This is a genomic window from Marinobacter salsuginis, from assembly GCF_009617755.1.
Taxonomy (GTDB): domain Bacteria; phylum Pseudomonadota; class Gammaproteobacteria; order Pseudomonadales; family Oleiphilaceae; genus Marinobacter; species Marinobacter salsuginis.
Genome location: NZ_BGZH01000002.1, coordinates 305,841 through 325,912 on the forward strand (window position 1 = coordinate 305,841; position 20,072 = coordinate 325,912).

Here is a 20,072-nt window from a genome sequence, read left to right on the forward strand (position 1 = left end):
ACTTGAGGAATATCAGAGAATTGACCTGAGGCAATAGTTGGCTTTTGTCAATTTTGTAATCTCCGCGCAGCTTGCAATATCCGGCCATTCCGGCCGGACCACACTGTATTCAGCGGGAGACCGAAATGGCAGCCGAGCCGATTGTCCTGTTCGATAATGGACACCACAAATGCCTGATGTTCGATTCCCTGGTGACCGGCGAGGGCGTCCAGTCCAACCAGTTCCTGATTGTCGACGGAAAACACGAAGCGCTCATCGATCCGGGCGGTGACCTTACCTACACTCCCCTGTCGGTGGCCGCGTCTCGCTATATGAACATTCGCGATATGGACTACGTGTTCGCTTCTCACCAGGACCCGGACATCATTGGCGCCATCGACCGCTGGATTGTTCATACCCGCGCGAAAATCGTCACCTCGAAACTCTGGGCGCGGTTCCTTCCGCACCTGGTTTCCAGCTACGTGACCAATCAGCTCAGCGGCAGCGTGTACGACCGCATCGTCAGCATTCCGGATGCCGGTGCCAATGTGAAGTTTGGCGAGTCCTATTTGCAGTGCCTGCCAGCCCACTTCATGCATTCGGTAGGCAATCTTCAGTTTTACGATCCGGTCTCCAGGATCCTCTTCTCCGGCGACCTGGGAGCTTCGCTGGGCGGTGAGGACGATCATCTGCCAGTGAAAGACTTCGACAAGCACATACCAAGCATGATTGGCTTCCATCGGCGCTACATCGCCTCCCAGAAAGTCTGCAGACTGTGGGCCAACATGGTCCGCGACATGGACGTTTCGATGATCGTGCCCCAGCATGGAAAACGCTTTGAAGGGCCAGTAATGGTTGATCGCTTCCTGAACTGGGTCAGCGACATCGAGTGCGGTATCGACCTGATGACACAGGATAACTATCGCCGACCGGTTGATTACGTCTAGGCCAGAACGGTTGCCAAATAAGCCTGTCCCAAACCGGCAATGTTGAGTAAAATCCGGCCTTTTCCAGAGAACCAAGAGGCAGCGCAGATGGGCAGAGCCTACCAGAACCGCAAAGAATCCATGGCCAAGACGGCTGCGGCAAAAACCAAGGTCTACAGCAAGTACGGCCGCGAGATTTACATGAGCGCCAAGTCCGGAGGCCCCGACCCCCAGGCCAACCTGTCCCTGCGCGGGTTGATCGAGCGGGCCAAGAAAGACCAGGTGCCCTCCCACGTGATCGAGAAAGCCATCGACAAAGCCAAGGGTGGCGCTGGCGAGGACTATTCCCCCGCTCGCTACGAAGGCTATGGACCGGGCAACTGCATGGTAATTGTCGACTGCCTGACCGATAACCCGAACCGCACCTTTGGCGATGTGCGTCTGGCCTTCACCAAAACCAAGTGCAAGATCGGAACGCCCGGTGCGGTGTCTCACATGTTCGACCACAGCGCTATCTTTGCGTTCAAGGGCGAGGATGAAGAGGCCGTTCTCGAAGCGCTGATGGAAGCGGATGTGGATGTCACCGACATCGAAAATGAAGACGGTCTGATCACCGTGTTCACGCCGAACACCGAATACGCTAAAGCCCGTCAGGCGCTGGTGGACGCCATTGAAGACATCGATTTTGAGGTGGATGAAATCCAGTTCCTGCCCAAAACCACCACGGTGGTGGAAGGTGATGATATCCCCCTGTTCGAGAAATTCCTGGACATGTTGAACGAGCTGGACGACGTACAGAACGTGTTCCACAATGCCGAGCTGCCAGACCAGTAAACAGCCCGGCCTCCGGCCATGCAGGAAGATAACACCATGCAGAAGAACGCTCCCGCAATCCGCAAAGCGCGAGTGGTGGTCCTGAAAACAGGAACCACCTACCCGGACCTTCGGGCAGAGTTTGGCGATTTTGACGAATGGTTCCTGCGGGGGCTTTCAGAGGAGCTGGAGATCACTGTAGCCAACGCCGAAGCCGGCGAACTGCCGGGCAACCCGGAGGACTGGGACGGCATTGTGGTGACAGGCTCGCCTGCCATGGTCAGCGACCGGGCCGAATGGAGCGAGAATGCGGGACGCTGGCTCGCAAAGGCTGTGAAAAGTGAAGTTCCGGTACTGGGTGTCTGCTACGGCCACCAGTTACTGGCCCACGCGCTGGGAGGTGAAGCGGGTTACCATCCGAATGGCCGGGAAACCGGCACCCACGAGATTGAACTTCTCCCAGAAGCCGCCTCCGATGTCCTGTTCCGCGACCTCCCAAAGACATTCCCGGCACAACTGACGCATCGGCAATCCGTACTGCGCCTGCCTGAAGGCGCGGTGCTGCTGGGGCGTAACCGGTTCGAGCCGCACCAGGCCTTCAGAATTGGCCCCTGCGCCTGGGGCGTGCAGTTCCATCCGGAGTTCACGGACGCCATTATGAGTGCCTACCTGAAAGTACAGGCGCCGGATCTGATCCGGGAGGGGCTGGATGCGGAGGCCCTGATCGCCGGCGTAAAGCCAGCGCCAGACGCGTCCTCGCTACTGGCCCGTTTTAGCCGGTTTGTTCAGGACCGGATCCATTAAAACGGGCACCATCGGTTTCTGTCAGTCGAGGATGTAAGCGGTTTTTTCCAGCGCCTGCTCTTCTTCGTCGATAAAGCGAAACTCGTTCCAGCCAATGCGCACCATGTCGTTGCTGTTGAGGCGCTGCCGGTCAGCAACCCGTAGCTCGTTCACGAAGGTGCCATTGGTGCTGTTGCTGTCGGTGATGTAGTAATCCACCGTTCCTTCAAGATAGGCGTTGGGCACCGCTTCTATCAGGGCGTGCTGACCGCTCACGGAAATCTCATCGATCTGGATATCGTTATCCGGACGCCGACCGATGCGGGTTTCCGGTTGCCCGAGTTCAAAGGTGGTAACAACCACGTTATCCACCAGTTGCGAAAGCGAAGCCATGTCAGTTTCCTCAATACTCCAACGTCAGTAATACCACAGACAGATTGTCGCCAGCCTCGTTTGCCAGGCCGGCATCAATCAGTGCCTGAACCGTGCGCTCCATGCCGCCACTTTCCTTTTGGATCTCAAGCCACCGGTATTCCGGGACCGAATCGGTTAACCCATCGGAACACAGCAGGAGCACATCCCCCTTTTCGAGGGTTTCACGCCGATAACTCGGAACCGCCTGCTCCACTGTTCCCACTGCCCGGGTCAGAACATTCCTGAACGGCACATTGGGCACATCCGCCGCGGTAATGCTGCCGTCTTCCAGCATATTCTGGACCACGGTATCGTCCCGCGTCAGACACACCGCCTGGCTGCTACGCAGGCTGTAACACCGGGAATCTCCAACATGGGCAATGTGCGCCTGATCCTCAATCACCCAGGCCACCACCAGTGTGGTGCCCATCTTTTCAAGTTTCGGGTCCCCGGAACGGCGGTTCACTATCCGCTCATTGGCCAGCGAGAAGGCCCGCTCCAGATGTTCCCGGATGGCACCATCGGTGCCGTCGAACGCGCCACCAGCAATGGCCGGTTCCAGGGATTCGATAACGGCATCAACTGCCAGACGGCTGGCGACCTCACCACCCTGATGCCCACCCATGCCGTCGGCAACCACCAGTAACGCCTGATCACCGGCATCATTGATCCGCCAGTCGACAACGTCCTGGTTCGACTCCCGCACGGCTCCCCGGTGACTTTGACCAGCAACGTGATAGCGCATCAGGACACCTCCTGGCCAGCTTCGCGAACGGCCAGACGACGCACAGCCTCTGCCATGGTTGCTGCGCTGGCGAAGCGCTTGTCCGGCTCACGCTGGATGGCCTTGTTGATCAGACGGACCACGCCGTTTGGCAGGTCCGGGTTGAACTCGCGGACGCTGCGCGGGCGCTTGTTGAGAATCTGGTAGGTCAGGTTGGCCAGGGTGTCGCCCTGATAGGGCGTTTCGCCGCTCACCAGCTTGTAAAGGGTCACGCCCAGACTATAGATATCAGAGGCTCCGGTGACCTTCTGGCCCTTCAACTGTTCCGGCGACATATACAGCGGGCTGCCCATGACCGCCCCGGTTCGCGTTCGGGAGTCATCGGAAATCTTGGCAATGCCGAAATCGGTGATCTTGATATCGCCAGAGTCGGGATTGAAGATAATATTTCCGGGCTTGATGTCGCGGTGGACGATTTTCTGGCTGTGGGCGTAGGCCAATGCGTCTGCCACTCGGGCAACGATATCCAGCACCCTGGGCAGGGGCAGTAACCGGCCGGATCTGCCGAATTCACTGAGCGGCCGCCCTTTCGCATAGTCCATGGCGATGTAGGCGAGGTCGGCCTCCTCTCCCACGTCATACACGGTAACGATAGCCGGGTGGCTCAGGCGGCCAGCGGCTTCCGCTTCCCGGAAGAATCGCTCCTTGAGATCCTGCAGCTGGCCATCATCAAACGCCTGGTAGCTGAGGGTCTTGATAGCAACGGTTCGGGCAATCTTCGGATCCTTGCCCAGATAGACCACACCCATGGCACCACGACCAATCTCCCGCTCGATTTCATAGCGCCCCAGGGTCGGGCGACTCACTGACGGTTCCGGCATCAACAGGGTGCGGGTGTTGTCGAAACTCCCTCCCTGCACCAACGAGTTATCCGGTGCGAGCTTCTCCAGTGCCGACAGCCTCGCGGCGGTGTCCCGAAAACCTTTTTTTCGTTCCTGAATACTGCGGTAGGTGCTGACCGCCTTGTCGTACTGGCGTTTGCGCTCTTGCTGGATGGCGACATCGTAGCGCAGCTCGATCTCGCTCTCACAGTCGGGGCAGCGATCCAGCGCTTCAAGGGCCTCGTCTGTATGGCCTTGCTGCAGAAACACCTTGGCCAGCTTCAGCCGCGCATCGCGCACATTGTCTGTCAGTGCACGGATGTGTTTCCGTGGCTGCAGCCAGAACAGCATCACCACATAACCAACCACCAGCAAAGTGAGCACAACGCCAAACGGAACCCAGGCGTTGTGGTAGAACATCAACGCGGCCTGGATCACCACGAGCGAGCCGCCAAGCAAAAGCGTGACAGGCAGGGAAACGGCTGCGCCCATCACCGGGATAGCAAGCACCAGATACAGGGCCGCAATTGCCAGCCCTGCGGTCACTGCCATGTCGGACCAGAGTGGTTCCGAAAGGCCCCGATCAGCCATGGCCGGCCCGAATGCCTCCTGCGGGACAATCGTGGACGGGTCAGAGCCGTCTGGCACGCCGAGAATGCTGAACAGTGCGCGGTCGGCCCAGCCAACGAGAGCAAGCTGGTCCCCCATCAGGGCAAACACAACAGCCAGAACGAGAATAACGGCCCGCAAACTGAACAGGCGCGGTATGAAAGAGAGTATGGCGTTCACAGGCAACTTTGTTATAAATGGTTGATCTGACTAGTTTAGGAAGCGTGGCGGAACTTCGATACAACGGCCGGGGTGTTTTTTGTAAGTGTTTGTTTACCTGAGAGAGAGGTCACGTATAGTTATGCCGTCGTTTACCTCAGGGATGATGGAAATACACACATGACACTGAAGTTACTGATTCTCCTGCTGTTGCTCACCCTGGCCGGCATCGGCCTGTACCACACTCAAAAGCCACTGCCACCGGGCATCAGCTACCGTGGAACCGCGGTGCCGTTGGAAGAACCCGTGCTGCTGACAGACGTCACCCGTCACTATCAGGACGGCCGGGAAGAGCGCGACCATGAAATCTTCGACGAGGTGTTCCGGCTTGTGGGACAGGCCAACGAGTTCATTCTCGTCGACATGTTTCTATTTAACAGCACCGCACCGGAGAATGTCGCCCACCGCCCTCTGGCACAACAACTGACCGAGGCACTGCTGGCCAGGAAAGCTGAGAAACCGGAGCTCTCCATTACGGTGATCTCCGATCCTCTGAACACCATGTACGGCGGCACTATCTCACCCTGGTTCGAGGCCCTGCGTAATGGTGGCATTCCAGTTGTGGAGACCGCGCTTCGTCCACTCAGAGACAGCAACCCGACCTGGTCTGCGATCTGGCGCCTGTGTTGCCAGTGGTTCGGAAACAACCCACGGGACGGCTGGCTGGACAACGCCCTGGGCACCAGGCCCGTTACCCTTCGAAGCTACCTCGCGCTGCTGAACTTCAAGGCCAACCATCGCAAGGTTGTAGTTGCGGATGAGGCCGGTTCCCTCAGAGCCATTGTTACCTCGGCCAACCCCCACGACGGCAGCAGCCGGCACAGCAACCTGGGGCTGAGTTTCAAGGGCCCGGCGGTGATTGATCTGCTGAAAAGCGAGCGTGCCGTGCTCGCCATGTCCGGCGCCAACACCCAACCGATCGATGAGCAAATCAGTCAGGTTTCCGAAGCGACTGCGCCACCCGATGAACCTGCAATGCCCCGGGTGGCAGTGCTGACCGAATCAGCCATCCTGGATGAGGCCCTGGCGATGATTCGAAAGGCCTCAGCAGGCGACCAACTGGATATGGCCATGTTCTATCTTTCCCACCGCGATATCGTCGAAGCCCTGATAGATGCGGCAAAACGGAACGTGGCGCTGCGGGTCTTGCTTGATGCCAACAACGAGGCCTTCGGCCACCAGAAGAGTGGCATTCCCAATCGACAGGTAGCCATGGAACTGGTTCGGGCAGGCGTTCCCGTCCGTTGGTGTAATACCCTGGGCGAGCAATGTCACAGTAAGCTTCTGTTGCTGGGCAAACAAAACGGCGCAACAGAGCTGTTGCTGGGATCGGCGAATTTTACCCGGCGCAATCTTGACGACCTGAATCTCGAAGCCGATGTCTGGGTGTCGGTGGCCGACCAGTCGCAGGTTGCCACCCGGGCCAGAGACTTTTTCGACCAACAATGGCAACAAGGGTCCGGGGACGATCCGGTAATGAGCCTGCCCTACGAGGACTGGGCCGATGAATCCAGGCTTCGCTACTGGCGCTACCGGATAATGGAGGCCACCGGCCTGTCGACCTTCTGAACATCACAGGACACAGCCATGACAACACCGGTACATGCACGCCCCATTTCAGAACGGATCGACTGGCTGATGGAACTGAGCCGGGCCCACTCGGCCAGCTTCTGCAGTCCGGAAAACCATCTGGCCAGGCAGCGTTACCTGGCGGAGCACAACACCCAGATCATTGCCATGAAGTGCATGGACGGTCGCATTCACCTGCCCTACGTGACCCAGACGCCCCTTGGGGTCATACACCCCTTCAGGAATCTCGGCGGCATCTTTGAGCTGGGCTGGCCCTATCTGGGCGACATGCTTGCGGACACGGTACAGCAGGCAGTCAGTCAGGGGCGCCGGGTGCTGATCATCATTACCTATCACTACTCAAAAGGTTTACGGGAACGGGGCTGCGCCGGCTTTGACTGCGACCGTGAGGCCGCCATGCGCCATGCGTTCCAGATCCGCAGCCAGGTGGAAAAACTGTTCGGGAACGGCCACCGCACGGTCTATCCCCTGGTATGTGGTTTCGAGAGTGACGAGGATGCGCTGGTTCTGCACGGTAGCCAGGAGCGAACGCTGGATCTGTCCACCATTCCTGTGTCGAGACTTGACGACATGGCCTCCGAAATCGCCTCCCTTTGTCCGGATATGCCGGAACCGGTGCAACGCGATCTGCTGCCCCTGGTTGAGGGCAATATCCGACACGTCAACGAGATCCGCCAGTTTGACCGGGAGCTGAACATCGAGCACCGGGAATGGGTAATCTGCCTCGGCCGGGGATTCGATTTCCTGCACGCGCCGAACGTGGCCCTGATCATTGGTCCCTACAGTCCGGATCTATCTCACCCCATCCGCCAGGCGGCAGGGATTATCAAAAGCAATATGGACAGCGGCCGGATTCCCGACGATGGTTTCCTGCTGCTTTGCTCTGCGCCCTATCAGGAGCCGGGCACGCAGAAAGCCCGGGCGGAACTGAAATCGGCATTCCTGGCAGACTTCGGGGCCGAGGTTATCCGCCAGGCTTTTCCTGAGCTGGCCACCAGGATGGTTACTCGCTCAGCGATCCTCCATTGGCCGGAGCGCAAGCTTGAAGTCCGGGGATCATGAACATTTTGTAGGTTGAGGGAACGCAACAGACTGATCTATCGTGAAAGTAGTGCAACATGACCCAACACATCAGCTACAGCGGAAGTAGCCAATAACAGGAGTGAATCATGTCAGGCATTCGCAAACACCTGAGGTACGTTTCCTTTTTCATGGCGATGATGATGGCGCTGGGCTCTGTCTGGTCGGCTACCGCTACTGCCGGCATGGTTGGAACCGGCGAGATGATCGGCCAACAACAGGTTCAACTGGATCGGCAAGAGCTTATCAGCATGCTCGACAGACAGGACGTTCAGGCCAAGCTGGCAGACCTCGGGGTCAGCCAGGACCAGGTCAAGGAACGCATCCAGAACCTCACGCCCGCGGAACTGGCGGATTTCGAGCGTCAGCTTGCCGAAGCACCTGCAGGGCAGGATGTTGTCGGCATTATTGTGCTGTTCCTGCTGGTGTTCATCATCACCGATATGCTCTGCGCCACGAACATCTTCCCGTTCGTGAACTGCATCCGCTAGCAGCGGGCAGTGACAGTCCTGTTCTCCAGACTGAAAGCCATTTCCGGCGGGCTGACCGTGTTTTTGACGGTCAGCCTGCTGGCTGGCTGTGCGAGCACGCCAGAATGGCCGTCACCTAAAGACGACCAGCTCTCAAGGCCCGATCGGGTTACTCTGGACGATGTGCCTTTCTACCCGCAGGAGAAGTATCAGTGCGGGCCGGCGTCCCTGGCAATGATGCTCAATAGCCAGGGACTTCACACCGACCCCGACATCCTTAAAGAACTCGTCTACATCCCCGGTCGCGAAGGGTCCCTTCAGGTCGAGATGGTGGCCGCCGCGCGGGCGCACGGCATGCTGGTTTACCCGCTGGATGGAGAGCTCGAGAGCCTGCTGGTCGAAATCGACTCGGGCAACCCGGTGCTGGTGATGCAGAATCTGAGATTCGACTGGTGGCCCCAATGGCACTTTGCAGTTGTCATGGGCTACGACTCGGAGGAGCGAGACCTGATCCTCCATACCGATACCCGCAAGCGGGAGGCCATAGATCTGGAGGTTTTCAGCAACACCTGGGGGCGGGCGGACAACTGGGCCGTGACCATTCTGCCGCCGGACCGGGTGCCTGCGACCGCAAAACCACTTCGTTTTCTGCAATCCGCCCATGACCTTGAAACAACCGGGCGAACCACCGCCGCTGGCATCGCCTATGAGACGGCCGAAATCACCTGGCCAGACCAACCGACGGCCACCATGGCCAGAGGCAACCTGGCCTGGAAACTGGGCCGCCGGGATGAGGCAAGGGGCCATTTCCTGCGCGCGGCAACACGTTTTCCGGAGTTCGCCGAGGGCTGGAACAACCTTGCTTTCGCATTGCAGGAAAGCGGCTGTTCGGGGACAGCAAAGCAGGCTGCGCGGTGTGCTGCGTCTCTGGCACCGGATCGTTTTGGTCAGTCGGAATTGCTGAGCCATGACGATGCCAAATCCGCAGAACACTGTCCTGCACTACCGGAGTGCTCGCAAAAAAGGCCCTAGGCTGGCTTCCGGAACAGCGCCACATCCTTTCTCGGTATCTCCAGATGCCAACCAAACCGGTTGGCCAGCAGCTTGAAGGTGAATTCCCGGTAGAAAACCACATGGGTCGGGTCGCGGCGATAGTGCCAGTTGTCGAACCGGTCATCGTCGGTCTGGAAGCAGGTCATCACGCCCAGCCAGCCACCAGGCCTGAGCATCCGGTCCAGATCCCTGAATACGGCAGCCGGCGCATAGAGATGTTCGACCACCTCGGTGCAGGTGATGAAATCGTAGGTTTGATCAAGGACGGACGTCGATGAATAAAAGTAGGGATCGTAGAGACTGACGTCCATACCTTCCGCCTCAAGCATCTGCGCCAGAGCCGGGCCTGGACCACAGCCGAAATCGAGGCCGCTGGCGCCCGGTGGCAGTCGCTCAAGAAGAGGTTCCGTCAGTTTTGAGAGAAATTTCCGGTAACCCGCATCAGACGGGTCATTGTCATGGAGCTGATAGATGTCCCGTTCCTGCTCGGGCGATAGCCGGCAGGACGCATCCATCACCGTGGCCTGGCAGACATCGCATCGAAGGTAACGCTGGGTATTTACCACCCGGAACTTCAAGAGACTGCCCTGCTCACATACCGGACAAAGGCTCACTCGTTCACCTCGGATCCAGACCTGCGGCCGCCCGCATGCGGGCATCAAGTTCCCGGGCATCAATCTGATCAGACGCGATTATTTCCGCCCGGCTATAGGCCTGCGGTTCACCCTGAATAACGGTCAGAGCACCATCCACAACATTGATAGCCCGCCAGCCATCGACTGTGTGAACGACCGCCTTGAAGCGCACAAACGCCGAGTCCATGGCCATCACCAGCAATGCGTTCTCGTCCAGGATCAGTTCCGGATGAATCCGCCAGCCAACACTGAAGTGCCCCTGCCCCTGATTGGTCATCTGCTGCCAGGGTTCGTCATCAATAGCGGGGGCCGGCGCTGAGTTCTTGTGATGGTGGTGATGGTGAGCGTCCGGATTGGTCACTGGCAGGGCATCGGACTGGCCGTCCAGCCATCCCGGCGCAAGCTGTCCGAACCGTGTGTGGTGAATCGCCCGCTTGGCCGGCTCCAGCTGAGCCGCCCAGTTATCGAAATGGGCCAGTTGTTCGGGAGTGCAAAGATCAGTCTTGTTGGCGACAAGAATATCTGCCGCAGCCACCTGATCCCGGAACTGGACATTGCCCAGCACTTTCGGCTCCTCGAGCCTGCGAGGGTTCACAAGGCAGATCACCGGCCCCATCGACAGCACATCCTGGTAGTGTTCGCTGGTCAGGGTATCCAGAATCTGGGAGGGGTGCCCTAACCCGGTGGGCTCAATCAGCAGCCGATCCGGCTTGGCCTTGTGGATCAGCTGGTTGAGCCCGATCTGCATCGGCAGGCCGGCCACGCAGCACATGCAGCCACCGGGTATTTCCTTGATGAAGGCGCCCTCGGTTTGCAGCATGGCGCCATCAATGCCCACCTCGCCGAATTCGTTGACCAGAACGGCCCAGACCTCGTTTTCCGGTTTGTTTTTCAGCAAATCCAGAATGGCGGTGGTTTTACCGACACCGAGAAAACCAAGTATCAGACTGGTGGGAATAGGTTGAGCCATGGCGTCGGAGGCACTCCTTGAAGAATCGAAACGTTATATTGTAACACCTTATCCCCCAGGACGATCCTTCTTCAGGAACATCCCGACGGCCTTATCCGATAGCAGCGCATGCGCGAGAGCCGGATAGGGCAAATAGTGAACAAACAGGGTGGCAAGGGTGACCGCATCCATCCCGGCATCCAGGAACATCCAGGCGCCGAAAGCGACGAACAGGGCTCCGAGAAAACCGCCATAAATCCATAGCGCCCGTGAGCGCTCCTCCGGCATTGGCAAACGCTCGAGGGTCCGGGCCACCGAGAAGCTCATGTAGACGGCAATCAGGGCCGCAATGACCAATGAAGCCAACAACCCGGTAAATCCGATCAGATACCGGAACAGGTAGTTGGTCAGGAAGAACAGGGCAATACAGGTAACGGCAACAATAGTGATGCGTGTCTTTTCCATGATGGTCTTTTTTGTTTGATTGGTTGAGGGCGCCGCCAAGAATGGCAGAGACGGTTAGAAAGAACCAGCCCTGCTGCGACCGGTGTTCCAGACTGATATGATGCCCGACATTCTCACTGGCAACCGGACTCCCGATGACCTCTGGCAATTCCACCCGGCTCAACAAATACATCAGCGAAAGCGGTATGTGCTCCCGCCGGGAGGCTGACCGATACATCGAGCAAGGCAATGTTTACATCAACGGCAAACGGGCGACCGTCGGCGACCAGGTGCTTCCGGGTGACACGGTCAAGGTGAACGGCCAGGTGATCGAGCCACGGGCTGAAGAAGATCTCGTGTTCATTGCACTGAACAAACCGGTAGGGATTGTCAGTACCACGGACAGCGCGGAGAAACACAATATCCAGCGCTTTGTGGGTCACAGCGAACGCATCTTCCCGATCGGACGCCTGGACAAGGACTCCCAGGGCCTGATCTTCATGACCAGCAACGGCGACCTGGTCAACAAGATCCTGCGGGCGGGCAACAACCACGAAAAGGAATACCTGGTTACCGTCGACAAGCCCGTCACCCGGGAATTCGTGGAGGGTATGGCCAATGGTGTGCCGATCCTCGGAACCATGACGAAAAAGTGCAAGGTGTCGCGGGAGTCACGATTTGTCTTCCGGATCATCCTGGTTCAGGGCCTTAACCGCCAGATTCGCCGGATGTGTGAGTATTTTGGTTACGAGGTTACCAAACTCGAACGTATCCGGATCATGAACGTCAGTCTGAAAGGGCTCGCGGTGGGCCAATGGCGGGACCTGACCGAGAAAGAACTGGCCGGGCTGTTCGATGCCATACGGGATTCGTCGTCAGAGGCGCCGCCCAACTCTGGCAAGCCTGCAAAAAAGAAGCCCGGGGCGAAGACCAAACCACAGACCAATCGAAAGCTTGGATCTTCATCAGCACCGGGCAAGCCCGGCGTTGCTCGGCGACCAGGCCCTAAAGGAAAACCCACGCCTGGCAAAAGACCCACCTCCGGTAAACGGCCCAAAGGCGGCAAACCAAGGCAGAAGAGCGTTAAACGGTAAGCGAGGCTTGCATCTGGCCGCGTCGGGCTACTTTTTCACCCACTTGCCGCCCATTTGCACGTACTGGCCGGACGGAGTCTTCTCGATCGCCTTCTTGCCTGCAACCGTCTCCACCTGGGTGACGGGAATGTTGTGTTTCTCAGCGATCCGCTTGTACTCATCCCGGCGGGCGCTATTGATGGCTTCCACCACTTCGCTGGCCTGCCCTTCGGCGCGCACCACCTCCAGATAACCCGTTGGCGTTTCTCCAACCAGCCCCTGTTGCTTGACCGATTCCAGTTTCTGCTTGGCTTCGTCCAGCCCCATGGCAAGAACGGAGGCGCTGATACCGAACGCCAGAACCAGCGCAAACATCTGCATCAATCGTTTCATCGTTAACCCCTCAAACTTTCCGCGTACAGTCAGAACAGACCCTGTTCGCTGAACAGGTCATCCACTTCCTTATCCACTTTCACGTAGATTTCGTGCTGGATTTTCACGTTCAGGTTGACCGTAATCGGCTCTTTGGGTGCCGCCATCTGCACTGTGGGTGTGCAGGCCGCCATGGCCATTGGCAGCATCGCTGTCATCAGTATTCTCGCATATGGCGGCCTTTCCGGCCGCAAGGGCTTTCTCATGGTGCTGTCTCCTCACCGGATTCCTGCAGCAACTCCCGGACACGTCTGGTAACGGCTTCATTCACCCGGCCACTCAACTGAAGACTGGTCAGCAGCGCCGGAATGTCTTCCTCAAGATTGACATTGAGCACGACTGGCTGCCCGCCCCTGAGCTCCGGGTTTTTACCTTCAAGTCGTAGGCCCAGCGTCAACTTACCCTGTTCATCGTAGTCTATCGTGCTGTTAAGCACTGAATAGTGAAAGTTTTGCAACGCCTGAACCACAACATCCATGGCCTGATTGCCACCCAGCATTGCCTGAAGCTTGTCCGCCGGCAGCTGCAAACGGCCACCCGGGTCTATGGCTGACACTGTTCCTGCACTCACCTGCACCCCGTCGCCACTGATACCCAGAGGGATTCTTCCACGAAGCTGCCCGCTTCCGGACAACCCCTCCGCTGGATACACCGCCATCAGACGGCTCAGGGAGATATCCTCAACCTCAACGGGGATACGGCCAGAGCCACCTGCCAACTCGTACACCGCAGGAGGAACTCTGAGCGTACCTTCAAGGAACCGGGCTCTGGCCTGCTGAACCTCCAGAGTTCCGGCCAGCAGTTCCGTCATCGGGGCGTTGTAGTTCGCCGAGAACCGAACCGAGCTGACGGGGATGCCGGCATTGATCTCACCAACGGCCAGGTCCCTGAAACTGCCCGCCACCTGCGAATTCTCAAGAGATACCCGCACCCGGCCTGAGAGTCCGGACACGGCCGTGCGGTTATACACACCCCCGACATCCTGCAAATCCGCGATCCCACTGGCTTCAAGCTCACCGCCCCTGCCGGTGGAAACTGCCATCCGAAGGCGGGCATTGCCGGAATCGACGGTCAGAAGATCCGGCCAGCCAGACAGAGTGCCTGCCAGGGCCCGAACGCCCTGTTTACCGTCGATAACAGACTCGATAGCAACCGAAACGCCGCCATCGGGGTCAAGCTGAACGTCGAGATCGGCGGAGAAACCAGAGTCAGAAACCAAGGTTCCCTGGACGCGGAGTTCGGAAAGGCGACCTTCTGCCCTTCCCTCGAAGTTCCATGCCTGCGGCAACAGGATCGGATGCTCAACACGGGTGGCAGAAACGGCGATATCGCCGTCAATCGCAATTCGGTCTGCCCAGGAGCCTGACGCGCCATAGTCCAATGTAACGGTGGAATTGCTCAGGTCTGTGCGCAGGGTGTTGAACCTCAACGGCTGCTCCGCCCCGGTATAGGCGAGATATTCCGTGATAATCAGGGAGGAAGGAGCAAATTCGATAATCGCAGAATCACTATCGGCCGTGACAGAGGGTCTGATATCCGCCTGGCTTCCGGTGACTTCCCAACCACCAGACCGGATATCCGGCAACGCCATGCCTATCGAGCCCTGATCAATGGCAAAAGACCAGCCTGCGACTGCCAGGGGCCAGGCGAGCAGTGCCGGGCCACCGATCCAGAAAAGCCGACGTCCGATGCGTCTGGACTGTACGGACCCTTTATCGGGCAAAACGACACTCCTGTCGATCCGGTTCACTCACCGCGCCAGGTCACGCTGTAAAGATCGTGCCGGCGGTCCTGAAGGTTTTTCACGGTACCACTGTTGCGGGCGGTGATCAGCACTTCCGGGCGCAGATCGGCAAAAGCGACGGTTTCCACGTTGGGTTCCGTGTCAGCAGCAATGCCATCCCGGGCAAACGGAAAGTCGCAGGGTGTCAGGATGCAACTCTGTCCGTACTGGATTTCCATGTTCGGAACGTTCGGCAGGTTGCCCACGTTGCCGGACAACACCAAGTAGACCTGGTTTTCAACGGCCCTGGCCTGACAGCAGTAGCGCACCCGCAAATAGCTTTGCCGTTCGTCGGTACAGAAGGGCACAAAGATAATATGCACGCCCTGATCCACCAGATGCCGGGTCAACTCCGGAAACTCCGCGTCATAGCAAATCAGCACGCCAATTGTGCCACAGTCGGTCTCGATGGCGCTGACCCGGTTACCGCCCTGCACGTTCCACCAAAAGGCCTCGTTGGGCGTCGGATGGATCTTGGGCTGGCTGAACACCTGGCCATCCCTGAGAAACACGTACGCCATGTTCCGGATGGTGCCGTCTTCCTCACGGACCGGGGTGGAGCCGGCCACAATATTGATGTTATAGCGCAACGCCAGATCGCGCATCAGTTCGCGGTAGCGCTCGGCGTAATGAGTAACGGCGGCAAAGGTCTCGGCGGGGCTGCCCTTGCGGGCCTCAATGGACAGAAGCTGCAGGGTGAACAGCTCCGGAAACACGACAAAGTCGCCTTTGTAGGTGGAAACAACGTCCACGAAATACCGGACAATCTCACTGAATTCATCGAACGACGCTACCGGGCGTTGCTGATACTGAACCGTGCCGATTCGCACGGTATCGCGCATGCGCTGACCGTACCGTTTCCTGCGCCCGTTTTTCTCGGATTGGGGTACTTTCGGATTGCGCCAGACCAGGTGAATGCCATAGCCCATGGAGTCGTGATCGGCGTCGAGATAATGCGGAATGATACCGTGTACCTCGAACCCCTGATGAAGCTGGAAGGACAGCACCGGATCCTTCTGTTCCTTGCTCCGGATCGCTTCGACGTATTCTTCGACACTGGTGAATTTCTTGAGGCGCTGGCGCAGACTCGGCAATCTCCCGGCGAAGACCACACCCTGCAACCCCAGCGTCTGGCATAACTGCTTGCGCTCGTTGTAGAGCCGCTCACCGATGCGGTAGCCACGGCATTCCGGATCAACACAGACTTCCATTCCGTAGAGCCAGTCGCCTTCCGGATCATGCCTTGAGGCATAGCCATTGCCGGTTATGGACGTCCAGTCGTGAGCGGCCAGGGCGATCTCCTCGGCGATCCGGAACGTGGCACAGTAGCCGACTACAGTATCCCCAAGCATGGCGACAAACTGCCCGTCAGGAAAGGTATTGATCTGCCCGGTCAGCGGCCCCTTGGTGTAGCCGTACATGCCTGTGCCTTCATAAACCCGACGGCTGAGCTGGATGATGCCGGGAATATCCGCCAGCGTGGCATTGCGGACATACAGGCGCTGATCAGGATCGGAAAACGGGGGACACATAGACACCTCAGCAAAGGCGTTGATTTGCCCTCATCTTTGGTGGAGCAACGGCTTTTCGTCAAGCTAAATCCGTTACCCGGGCCCACTCAGCGGGAAGCGTTCGATGACACGATACTCAGACCCTGCCGGGCCCGGTTTGCTATCGAACAGGGCGAACTCGGTTACCGCAAATTGCCCGAACACGGATGCACCCTGTTCGGCCAGCAGGCGCTCAACAGAGCCCGGCTGTCGCTTGAATCTGGCCAGGGTAATATGCGGAAGAAAGGACCGGCGCTCCGCCTCAAACCCGAGCTTCTCCATTCGCTGCCCAAGCGCCTCGTGGATGTCGGCCACCGGCGCTTCCGGCTGAACGCCGGCCCAAAGGTTCCGCGGCCTCCGCGACTGGCCGAAACAGCCCAGGCCAGAGACTTCCAGCTCGAAAGGGGTTGGTCGAATTGCACGGGCAGAATCAACCACGGCTTCCAGACGGCTCTCTTCCACCCCACCCAGGAACAGCAGTGTGATGTGCAATTGTTCGGCACTCTGCCATTTGGCGCCCGGCACCGAGACCCTGACGTTCAGCAAGCGCTCCTTGATTTCGGAGGGGAGCTCCAGGCCGAAGAAGATCCGTGGCAATTCCTTATTCCTCGTAGATCATCTTGCGTACCATGCCGCCATCTGCCACGAAGTTCTGACCGGTGATAAACGAAGCTTCGGGCGATATCAGGTAAGCCGCCAATGAGGCGATATCACCGGGCTGCCCTACTCTGCCCGCCGGATGTTGCAAGTGATCGGTTTCGGAGAGCGGTTCAAACTCTTCTGAGTCCCCCTGCCAGGCCCGGGTATCGATCCAGCCCGGACTGATACAGTTAACCCGGACATCCGGACCAAGGCTCACGGCCAGGGCATGGGTCAGAGCCACAATGCCTCCCTTGGTGGCGGCATACGCCTCCGTGTCTGGCTCGGATTGAAGCGCCCTTGTCGAGGCCATGTTTACGATAGCGCCTTTCGTTTTTCGAAGGTGCGGTACCGAGTGTTTGGTGACCAGGAACGGCCCGGTCAGGTTCACATCCAGCCGACGCTGCCACTGTTCAAGGCTCAGCTCCTCCACCGGTCCGGTCTCCGGATTGGCGATTCCGGCGTTGTTGATAACGGCGTCCAGGCGGCCGCCCCAGCGGAGAGTCTCGGCAACGATACGCTCCACATCGGTTTCCGAGGTCACATCGCCTGGCAGAAAGCGCAGTTGGTGCTCGGCACTGGCGGCCAATCGCTCACCCACGGCCTTGTCGGTATCACAGAACGCCACTTTCCAACCGGCACCGGCCAGGTGAAGCACGATGCCCCGGCCGATGCCCCGAGCGCCGCCCGTTACCAATGCGACGCGATCTGTTTGGCTCAAAACAACCTCCTTTTTGGCTGATCCGCCGACTTACTCAACCTTCGGCGTGGGCCTGACAAGAATTTCGTTGACATCCACATGTGCCGGTTGCGCCACGGCATACATGACCGCATTGGCAATGTCTTCCGGCTTCAGTGCGTGGCCAGGACGTTCATCGAAGAAAGGCGTGTCTACCATGCCTGGCTCAATCAGGGTAACGCGGATACCGGAGCCACGAAGCTCCTCACGAACACCATATCCAATGGCGGAAACCGCCCATTTGGTCGCACTGTACATGGAACCGGGGATGGTGGTACGGCCTGCCGCAGAGCCGGTAAGCAGCAAGTGGCCCTTGCTCTCCCTGAGTGCTGGCATGCAGTGCTGAAGCGTGAGCCCGACACCGTAGATATTGGTGAGGATCATGTCCTTCCAGACCTCAGGATCAGCGCCACTGAATCCGCCCGGCTCACCGCCCCGGCCGGCATTGGCGAACACCGCATCAATACGGCCAAAGGCTTTCAGAGCCTGGTCGACCATGTTCTTCTGATCATCACCGCTCTGGACGTCACACTGCACCGTCAACACCGTGTCCTCGCCACCCAGTTCCTGTTGCAGGCCTTTGAGCTTGTCTTCGGAACGGGCCGCCAGCACCAGACGATAGCCTTGTTTCGCCGCTGCTCGCGCTGTCTCTGCACCAATACCCGACGACGCGCCGGTGATCAGCATTACAGGTTGGTCTGCCATAAGATTCGTCTCCTGTTGCTTGTGATATGTGGTTAGGGCTACGCCCGCTGACACCAGATCGATCAGTCAGTAGATTTGCAGCAGGATCAGGGTGAGGATGGCGAAGGCGAACAGGAACCAGCGGGCGTAGTGGTCGGGGCGATCCTCATCGTCGCTGACCGCGCGGCTGACACTGCCACCGGAAGTCTGCTCATACTCTGACACCAGTTGTCTTGCCCGGTAGAGATCCTCGTCATCGACATGGACATTACTGAAACCTGCGGCACCGATCTCGCCCATTGCCCCCTGGAGATAGTGGCCGCCCACATAAGCCTCAATACCGTTGGCTTCCAACAGACCTGCCACGATGTGGGCTTCGGTTATGTCTTTGGCCCGATAGGCAATTTGCAACACGCGACTCCTTCTGTGACCGTTCCGGGCAGAACCGGGACAAATCTGCGAGTATTATTTAAAGGATAGTTCGCCCCGCAATGAGGGGCCAATAACGTACGGATCGACCATGCTCTGGATTATTCTTGCCGTCATCGTATTCATTGTTGCCGCAACGTTTCTGCTGTTCCGGCTTGAAGATCTGTCGCATCTGGACGGAGACAATCCTCCGGTTCGGGAGGGCAAACCAAGCCCGGCAAATCGCGAGGTACTGGGGCGCATCCGGGAGATGGGCGAGTCCTCCCGGGGACTTCGGGGCAAGGCAAGACTGATGGCGCTCCGCAAGCACATGGATGGCCTGAGTGAAGGGCTGGAACTGGCTTCCGAGTTTCGTTTCAACGCATCGCCCAGGGGAGAGTGGGTCCTGGCCCCGGGTTGCGATACGCGGCGGCGAGTTCTGTACATCCACGGGGGTGCCTGGGCTGCCGGCAGCCCCAGAAGCCATCGGGCGATTACGGACAGGCTGTCGGCGATCACTGGTGCCGCTGTTTTTGCCGTGGATTATCGGCTGATGCCTGAGAACCGTTTCATGGACGGTGTCCGGGATTGCCGGGATGCCTACTCCTGGCTGCTGAAGCACGGGCCGGACGGTGACGAGCCTTCAGACTTTATGTTGATCGCCGGGGATTCGGCCGGCGGCAGTCATACCCTGGGGCTCATTGCGTGGATTCGTGACAATGGCCTGCGACAGGCCGACGCCGCAATCGCTTTTTCGCCTTCCACCGATCTGACCCTGACGGCGCCGAGCAACCGCAACAACATTGGTACCGATCCCCTGCTCGGGCCTGTGTTCGGCGGCTTGTCGAAAATCCCCCTGCCAGTGATCTGGTGGGCCACCTTGGCGGCATTCCGGGTCTCACCGACAAGTCCTGTTGCCTCGCCACTGCGCGGGGACCTGAGGGACCTGCCACCAACACTGATACAGGCCAGCGACACCGAGATGTTGCTGGACAATGCCCGTCGCTATGCCGCCAGGGCAAAGGCTGCCGGCTCTCCGGTCGCGCTCCACACCTGGCCAGGCATGGTGCATGTGTGGCAGATATTCGTGCCACTGCTCCCGGAAGCCGAAGAGGCCTTCGAGGATATCCGGGCCTTCCTGGCAGAGGTTGAATCTGGCGACCTGAGCCCGGCTTCGGCCTGACTTTGAACAGTC

General features: G+C 58.6%; 23 protein-coding genes. 9 read left to right on the top strand and 14 right to left on the bottom strand.

All coding sequences use genetic code 11. The features are described 5' to 3' along the window. The first annotated feature begins 125 nt into the window (after positions 1 to 125). The 3 genes from GJU83_RS12665 (at position 126) to GJU83_RS12675 (ending at position 2,522) form a co-directional block, all read left to right on the top strand. Entirely contained in the window at positions 126 to 926 is an 801-nt protein-coding gene (locus GJU83_RS12665; RefSeq protein WP_069184222.1) for an oxygen-binding di-iron domain-containing protein, read from the top strand. 87 nt (positions 927 to 1,013) lie between these two features. Next, positions 1,014 to 1,739: a YebC/PmpR family DNA-binding transcriptional regulator gene (locus GJU83_RS12670; protein ID WP_069184221.1), complete on the top strand. Its 726-nt coding sequence runs from the start codon at positions 1,014 to 1,016 to the stop codon at positions 1,737 to 1,739. A 36-nt stretch (positions 1,740 to 1,775) separates the two neighbouring features. Then, positions 1,776 to 2,522, top strand: coding sequence for a glutamine amidotransferase (locus tag GJU83_RS12675; protein ID WP_083231839.1), 747 nt, complete (start codon positions 1,776 to 1,778; stop codon positions 2,520 to 2,522). Positions 2,523 to 2,543: 21 nt separating this feature from the next. On the opposite strand, the gene GJU83_RS12680 is transcribed toward GJU83_RS12675, so the two are convergent. From GJU83_RS12680 to GJU83_RS12690, 3 genes are read right to left on the bottom strand one after another with little or no spacing between them, the layout of a single operon-like run. Further along, positions 2,544 to 2,894, bottom strand: coding sequence for an FHA domain-containing protein (locus GJU83_RS12680; RefSeq protein WP_069184220.1), 351 nt, complete (start codon positions 2,892 to 2,894; stop codon positions 2,544 to 2,546). A gap of 10 nt (positions 2,895 to 2,904) precedes the next feature. Continuing rightward, a complete protein-coding gene (locus GJU83_RS12685; protein ID WP_069184219.1) occupies positions 2,905 to 3,660 on the bottom strand; it encodes a protein phosphatase 2C domain-containing protein in 756 nt (251 codons plus the stop codon). Next, a complete protein-coding gene (locus tag GJU83_RS12690; protein WP_069184218.1) occupies positions 3,660 to 5,309 on the bottom strand; it encodes a serine/threonine-protein kinase in 1,650 nt (549 codons plus the stop codon). Before GJU83_RS12690 ends, GJU83_RS12685 begins: the two co-directional genes overlap by 1 nt. A gap of 159 nt (positions 5,310 to 5,468) precedes the next feature. Between GJU83_RS12690 and GJU83_RS12695 the strand changes: the two genes are divergently transcribed. The 4 genes from GJU83_RS12695 (at position 5,469) to GJU83_RS12710 (ending at position 9,520) form a co-directional block, all read left to right on the top strand. Then, entirely contained in the window at positions 5,469 to 6,917 is a 1,449-nt protein-coding gene (locus tag GJU83_RS12695) for a phospholipase D family protein (protein ID WP_069184217.1), read from the top strand. Between the two features lie 18 nt (positions 6,918 to 6,935). Further along, the gene (locus GJU83_RS12700; protein WP_069184216.1) at positions 6,936 to 8,000 is read left to right on the top strand and encodes a carboxysome shell carbonic anhydrase domain-containg protein; all 1,065 of its coding nucleotides are present in this window, start codon (positions 6,936 to 6,938) and stop codon (positions 7,998 to 8,000) included. A gap of 107 nt (positions 8,001 to 8,107) precedes the next feature. Continuing rightward, the gene (locus GJU83_RS12705) at positions 8,108 to 8,509 is read left to right on the top strand and encodes a PA2779 family protein (protein WP_069184215.1); all 402 of its coding nucleotides are present in this window, start codon (positions 8,108 to 8,110) and stop codon (positions 8,507 to 8,509) included. 9 nt (positions 8,510 to 8,518) lie between these two features. Continuing rightward, positions 8,519 to 9,520 carry a PA2778 family cysteine peptidase gene (locus GJU83_RS12710; RefSeq protein ID WP_083231838.1) on the top strand — a complete coding sequence of 334 codons (1,002 nt, stop codon included), beginning with the start codon at positions 8,519 to 8,521 and terminating at the stop codon, positions 9,518 to 9,520. On the opposite strand, the gene GJU83_RS12715 is transcribed toward GJU83_RS12710, so the two are convergent. The 3 genes from GJU83_RS12715 to GJU83_RS12725 all read right to left on the bottom strand — a co-directional run bounded on the left by GJU83_RS12715 (position 9,517) and on the right by GJU83_RS12725 (position 11,590). Further along, complete coding sequence (locus GJU83_RS12715; protein WP_370686086.1) at positions 9,517 to 10,056, bottom strand: class I SAM-dependent methyltransferase; 540 nt, start codon at positions 10,054 to 10,056, stop codon at positions 9,517 to 9,519. The genes GJU83_RS12710 and GJU83_RS12715 overlap by 4 nt on opposite strands. Before the next feature lie 103 nt (positions 10,057 to 10,159). Beyond that, the gene (locus GJU83_RS12720; RefSeq protein ID WP_069184213.1) at positions 10,160 to 11,146 is read right to left on the bottom strand and encodes a CobW family GTP-binding protein; all 987 of its coding nucleotides are present in this window, start codon (positions 11,144 to 11,146) and stop codon (positions 10,160 to 10,162) included. Between the two features lie 48 nt (positions 11,147 to 11,194). After that, positions 11,195 to 11,590, bottom strand: a complete 396-nt coding sequence (locus GJU83_RS12725; protein WP_069184212.1) for a hypothetical protein — start codon at positions 11,588 to 11,590, stop codon at positions 11,195 to 11,197. 134 nt (positions 11,591 to 11,724) lie between these two features. Between GJU83_RS12725 and rluF the strand changes: the two genes are divergently transcribed. Continuing rightward, positions 11,725 to 12,663: a 23S rRNA pseudouridine(2604) synthase RluF gene (gene rluF, locus GJU83_RS12730; protein ID WP_153634494.1), complete on the top strand. Its 939-nt coding sequence runs from the start codon at positions 11,725 to 11,727 to the stop codon at positions 12,661 to 12,663. Between the two features lie 27 nt (positions 12,664 to 12,690). Here the strand turns inward: rluF and GJU83_RS12735 are convergent, their stop codons facing one another. From GJU83_RS12735 to GJU83_RS12770, 8 genes are all read right to left on the bottom strand, one after another. After that, a complete protein-coding gene (locus GJU83_RS12735) occupies positions 12,691 to 13,035 on the bottom strand; it encodes a YdbL family probable chaperone protein (protein ID WP_069184210.1) in 345 nt (114 codons plus the stop codon). Positions 13,036 to 13,064: 29 nt separating this feature from the next. Then, on the bottom strand, positions 13,065 to 13,232 hold the full coding sequence (locus GJU83_RS12740) for a YnbE family lipoprotein (RefSeq protein WP_228715191.1): 168 nt from the start codon (positions 13,230 to 13,232) through the stop codon (positions 13,065 to 13,067). A 44-nt stretch (positions 13,233 to 13,276) separates the two neighbouring features. Next, the gene (locus tag GJU83_RS12745) at positions 13,277 to 14,797 is read right to left on the bottom strand and encodes an intermembrane phospholipid transport YdbH family protein (protein ID WP_228715187.1); all 1,521 of its coding nucleotides are present in this window, start codon (positions 14,795 to 14,797) and stop codon (positions 13,277 to 13,279) included. Positions 14,798 to 14,820: 23 nt separating this feature from the next. After that, positions 14,821 to 16,389, bottom strand: coding sequence for a bifunctional GNAT family N-acetyltransferase/carbon-nitrogen hydrolase family protein (locus tag GJU83_RS12750; RefSeq protein WP_153634496.1), 1,569 nt, complete (start codon positions 16,387 to 16,389; stop codon positions 14,821 to 14,823). 72 nt (positions 16,390 to 16,461) lie between these two features. Continuing rightward, entirely contained in the window at positions 16,462 to 17,004 is a 543-nt protein-coding gene (thpR, locus tag GJU83_RS12755) for an RNA 2',3'-cyclic phosphodiesterase (RefSeq protein ID WP_136631636.1), read from the bottom strand. 4 nt (positions 17,005 to 17,008) lie between these two features. Beyond that, positions 17,009 to 17,767: an SDR family oxidoreductase gene (locus GJU83_RS12760; RefSeq protein ID WP_153634497.1), complete on the bottom strand. Its 759-nt coding sequence runs from the start codon at positions 17,765 to 17,767 to the stop codon at positions 17,009 to 17,011. A gap of 30 nt (positions 17,768 to 17,797) precedes the next feature. Further along, entirely contained in the window at positions 17,798 to 18,490 is a 693-nt protein-coding gene (locus GJU83_RS12765) for an SDR family oxidoreductase (RefSeq protein ID WP_153634498.1), read from the bottom strand. 66 nt (positions 18,491 to 18,556) lie between these two features. Next, on the bottom strand, positions 18,557 to 18,883 hold the full coding sequence (locus tag GJU83_RS12770; protein ID WP_228715188.1) for a putative signal transducing protein: 327 nt from the start codon (positions 18,881 to 18,883) through the stop codon (positions 18,557 to 18,559). A gap of 106 nt (positions 18,884 to 18,989) precedes the next feature. On the opposite strand from GJU83_RS12770, the gene GJU83_RS12775 reads away from it, so the two are divergent. Then, on the top strand, positions 18,990 to 20,060 hold the full coding sequence (locus tag GJU83_RS12775) for an alpha/beta hydrolase (RefSeq protein WP_153634500.1): 1,071 nt from the start codon (positions 18,990 to 18,992) through the stop codon (positions 20,058 to 20,060). Positions 20,061 to 20,072 lie beyond the last annotated feature (12 nt).

Bases quoted from the DNA above. Each gene is read 5' to 3' on its own strand.
- GJU83_RS12665 (WP_069184222.1), top strand. From the start codon at position 126: ATGGCAGCCGAGCCGATTGTCCTGTTCGATAATGGACACCACAAATGC.
- GJU83_RS12670 (WP_069184221.1), top strand. From the start codon at position 1,014: ATGGGCAGAGCCTACCAGAACCGCAAAGAATCCATGGCCAAGACGGCT.
- GJU83_RS12675 (WP_083231839.1), top strand. From the start codon at position 1,776: ATGCAGAAGAACGCTCCCGCAATCCGCAAAGCGCGAGTGGTGGTCCTG.
- GJU83_RS12680 (WP_069184220.1), bottom strand. From the start codon at position 2,894: ATGGCTTCGCTTTCGCAACTGGTGGATAACGTGGTTGTTACCACCTTT.
- GJU83_RS12685 (WP_069184219.1), bottom strand. From the start codon at position 3,660: ATGCGCTATCACGTTGCTGGTCAAAGTCACCGGGGAGCCGTGCGGGAG.
- GJU83_RS12695 (WP_069184217.1), top strand. From the start codon at position 5,469: ATGACACTGAAGTTACTGATTCTCCTGCTGTTGCTCACCCTGGCCGGC.
- GJU83_RS12700 (WP_069184216.1), top strand. From the start codon at position 6,936: ATGACAACACCGGTACATGCACGCCCCATTTCAGAACGGATCGACTGG.
- GJU83_RS12705 (WP_069184215.1), top strand. From the start codon at position 8,108: ATGTCAGGCATTCGCAAACACCTGAGGTACGTTTCCTTTTTCATGGCG.
- GJU83_RS12715 (WP_370686086.1), bottom strand. From the start codon at position 10,056: ATGGATGCGTCCTGCCGGCTATCGCCCGAGCAGGAACGGGACATCTAT.
- GJU83_RS12720 (WP_069184213.1), bottom strand. From the start codon at position 11,146: ATGGCTCAACCTATTCCCACCAGTCTGATACTTGGTTTTCTCGGTGTC.
- GJU83_RS12725 (WP_069184212.1), bottom strand. From the start codon at position 11,590: ATGGAAAAGACACGCATCACTATTGTTGCCGTTACCTGTATTGCCCTG.
- rluF (WP_153634494.1), top strand. From the start codon at position 11,725: ATGACCTCTGGCAATTCCACCCGGCTCAACAAATACATCAGCGAAAGC.
- GJU83_RS12735 (WP_069184210.1), bottom strand. From the start codon at position 13,035: ATGAAACGATTGATGCAGATGTTTGCGCTGGTTCTGGCGTTCGGTATC.
- GJU83_RS12740 (WP_228715191.1), bottom strand. From the start codon at position 13,232: ATGACAGCGATGCTGCCAATGGCCATGGCGGCCTGCACACCCACAGTG.
- GJU83_RS12750 (WP_153634496.1), bottom strand. From the start codon at position 16,389: ATGTGTCCCCCGTTTTCCGATCCTGATCAGCGCCTGTATGTCCGCAAT.
- GJU83_RS12765 (WP_153634498.1), bottom strand. From the start codon at position 18,490: ATGGCAGACCAACCTGTAATGCTGATCACCGGCGCGTCGTCGGGTATT.
- GJU83_RS12775 (WP_153634500.1), top strand. From the start codon at position 18,990: ATGCTCTGGATTATTCTTGCCGTCATCGTATTCATTGTTGCCGCAACG.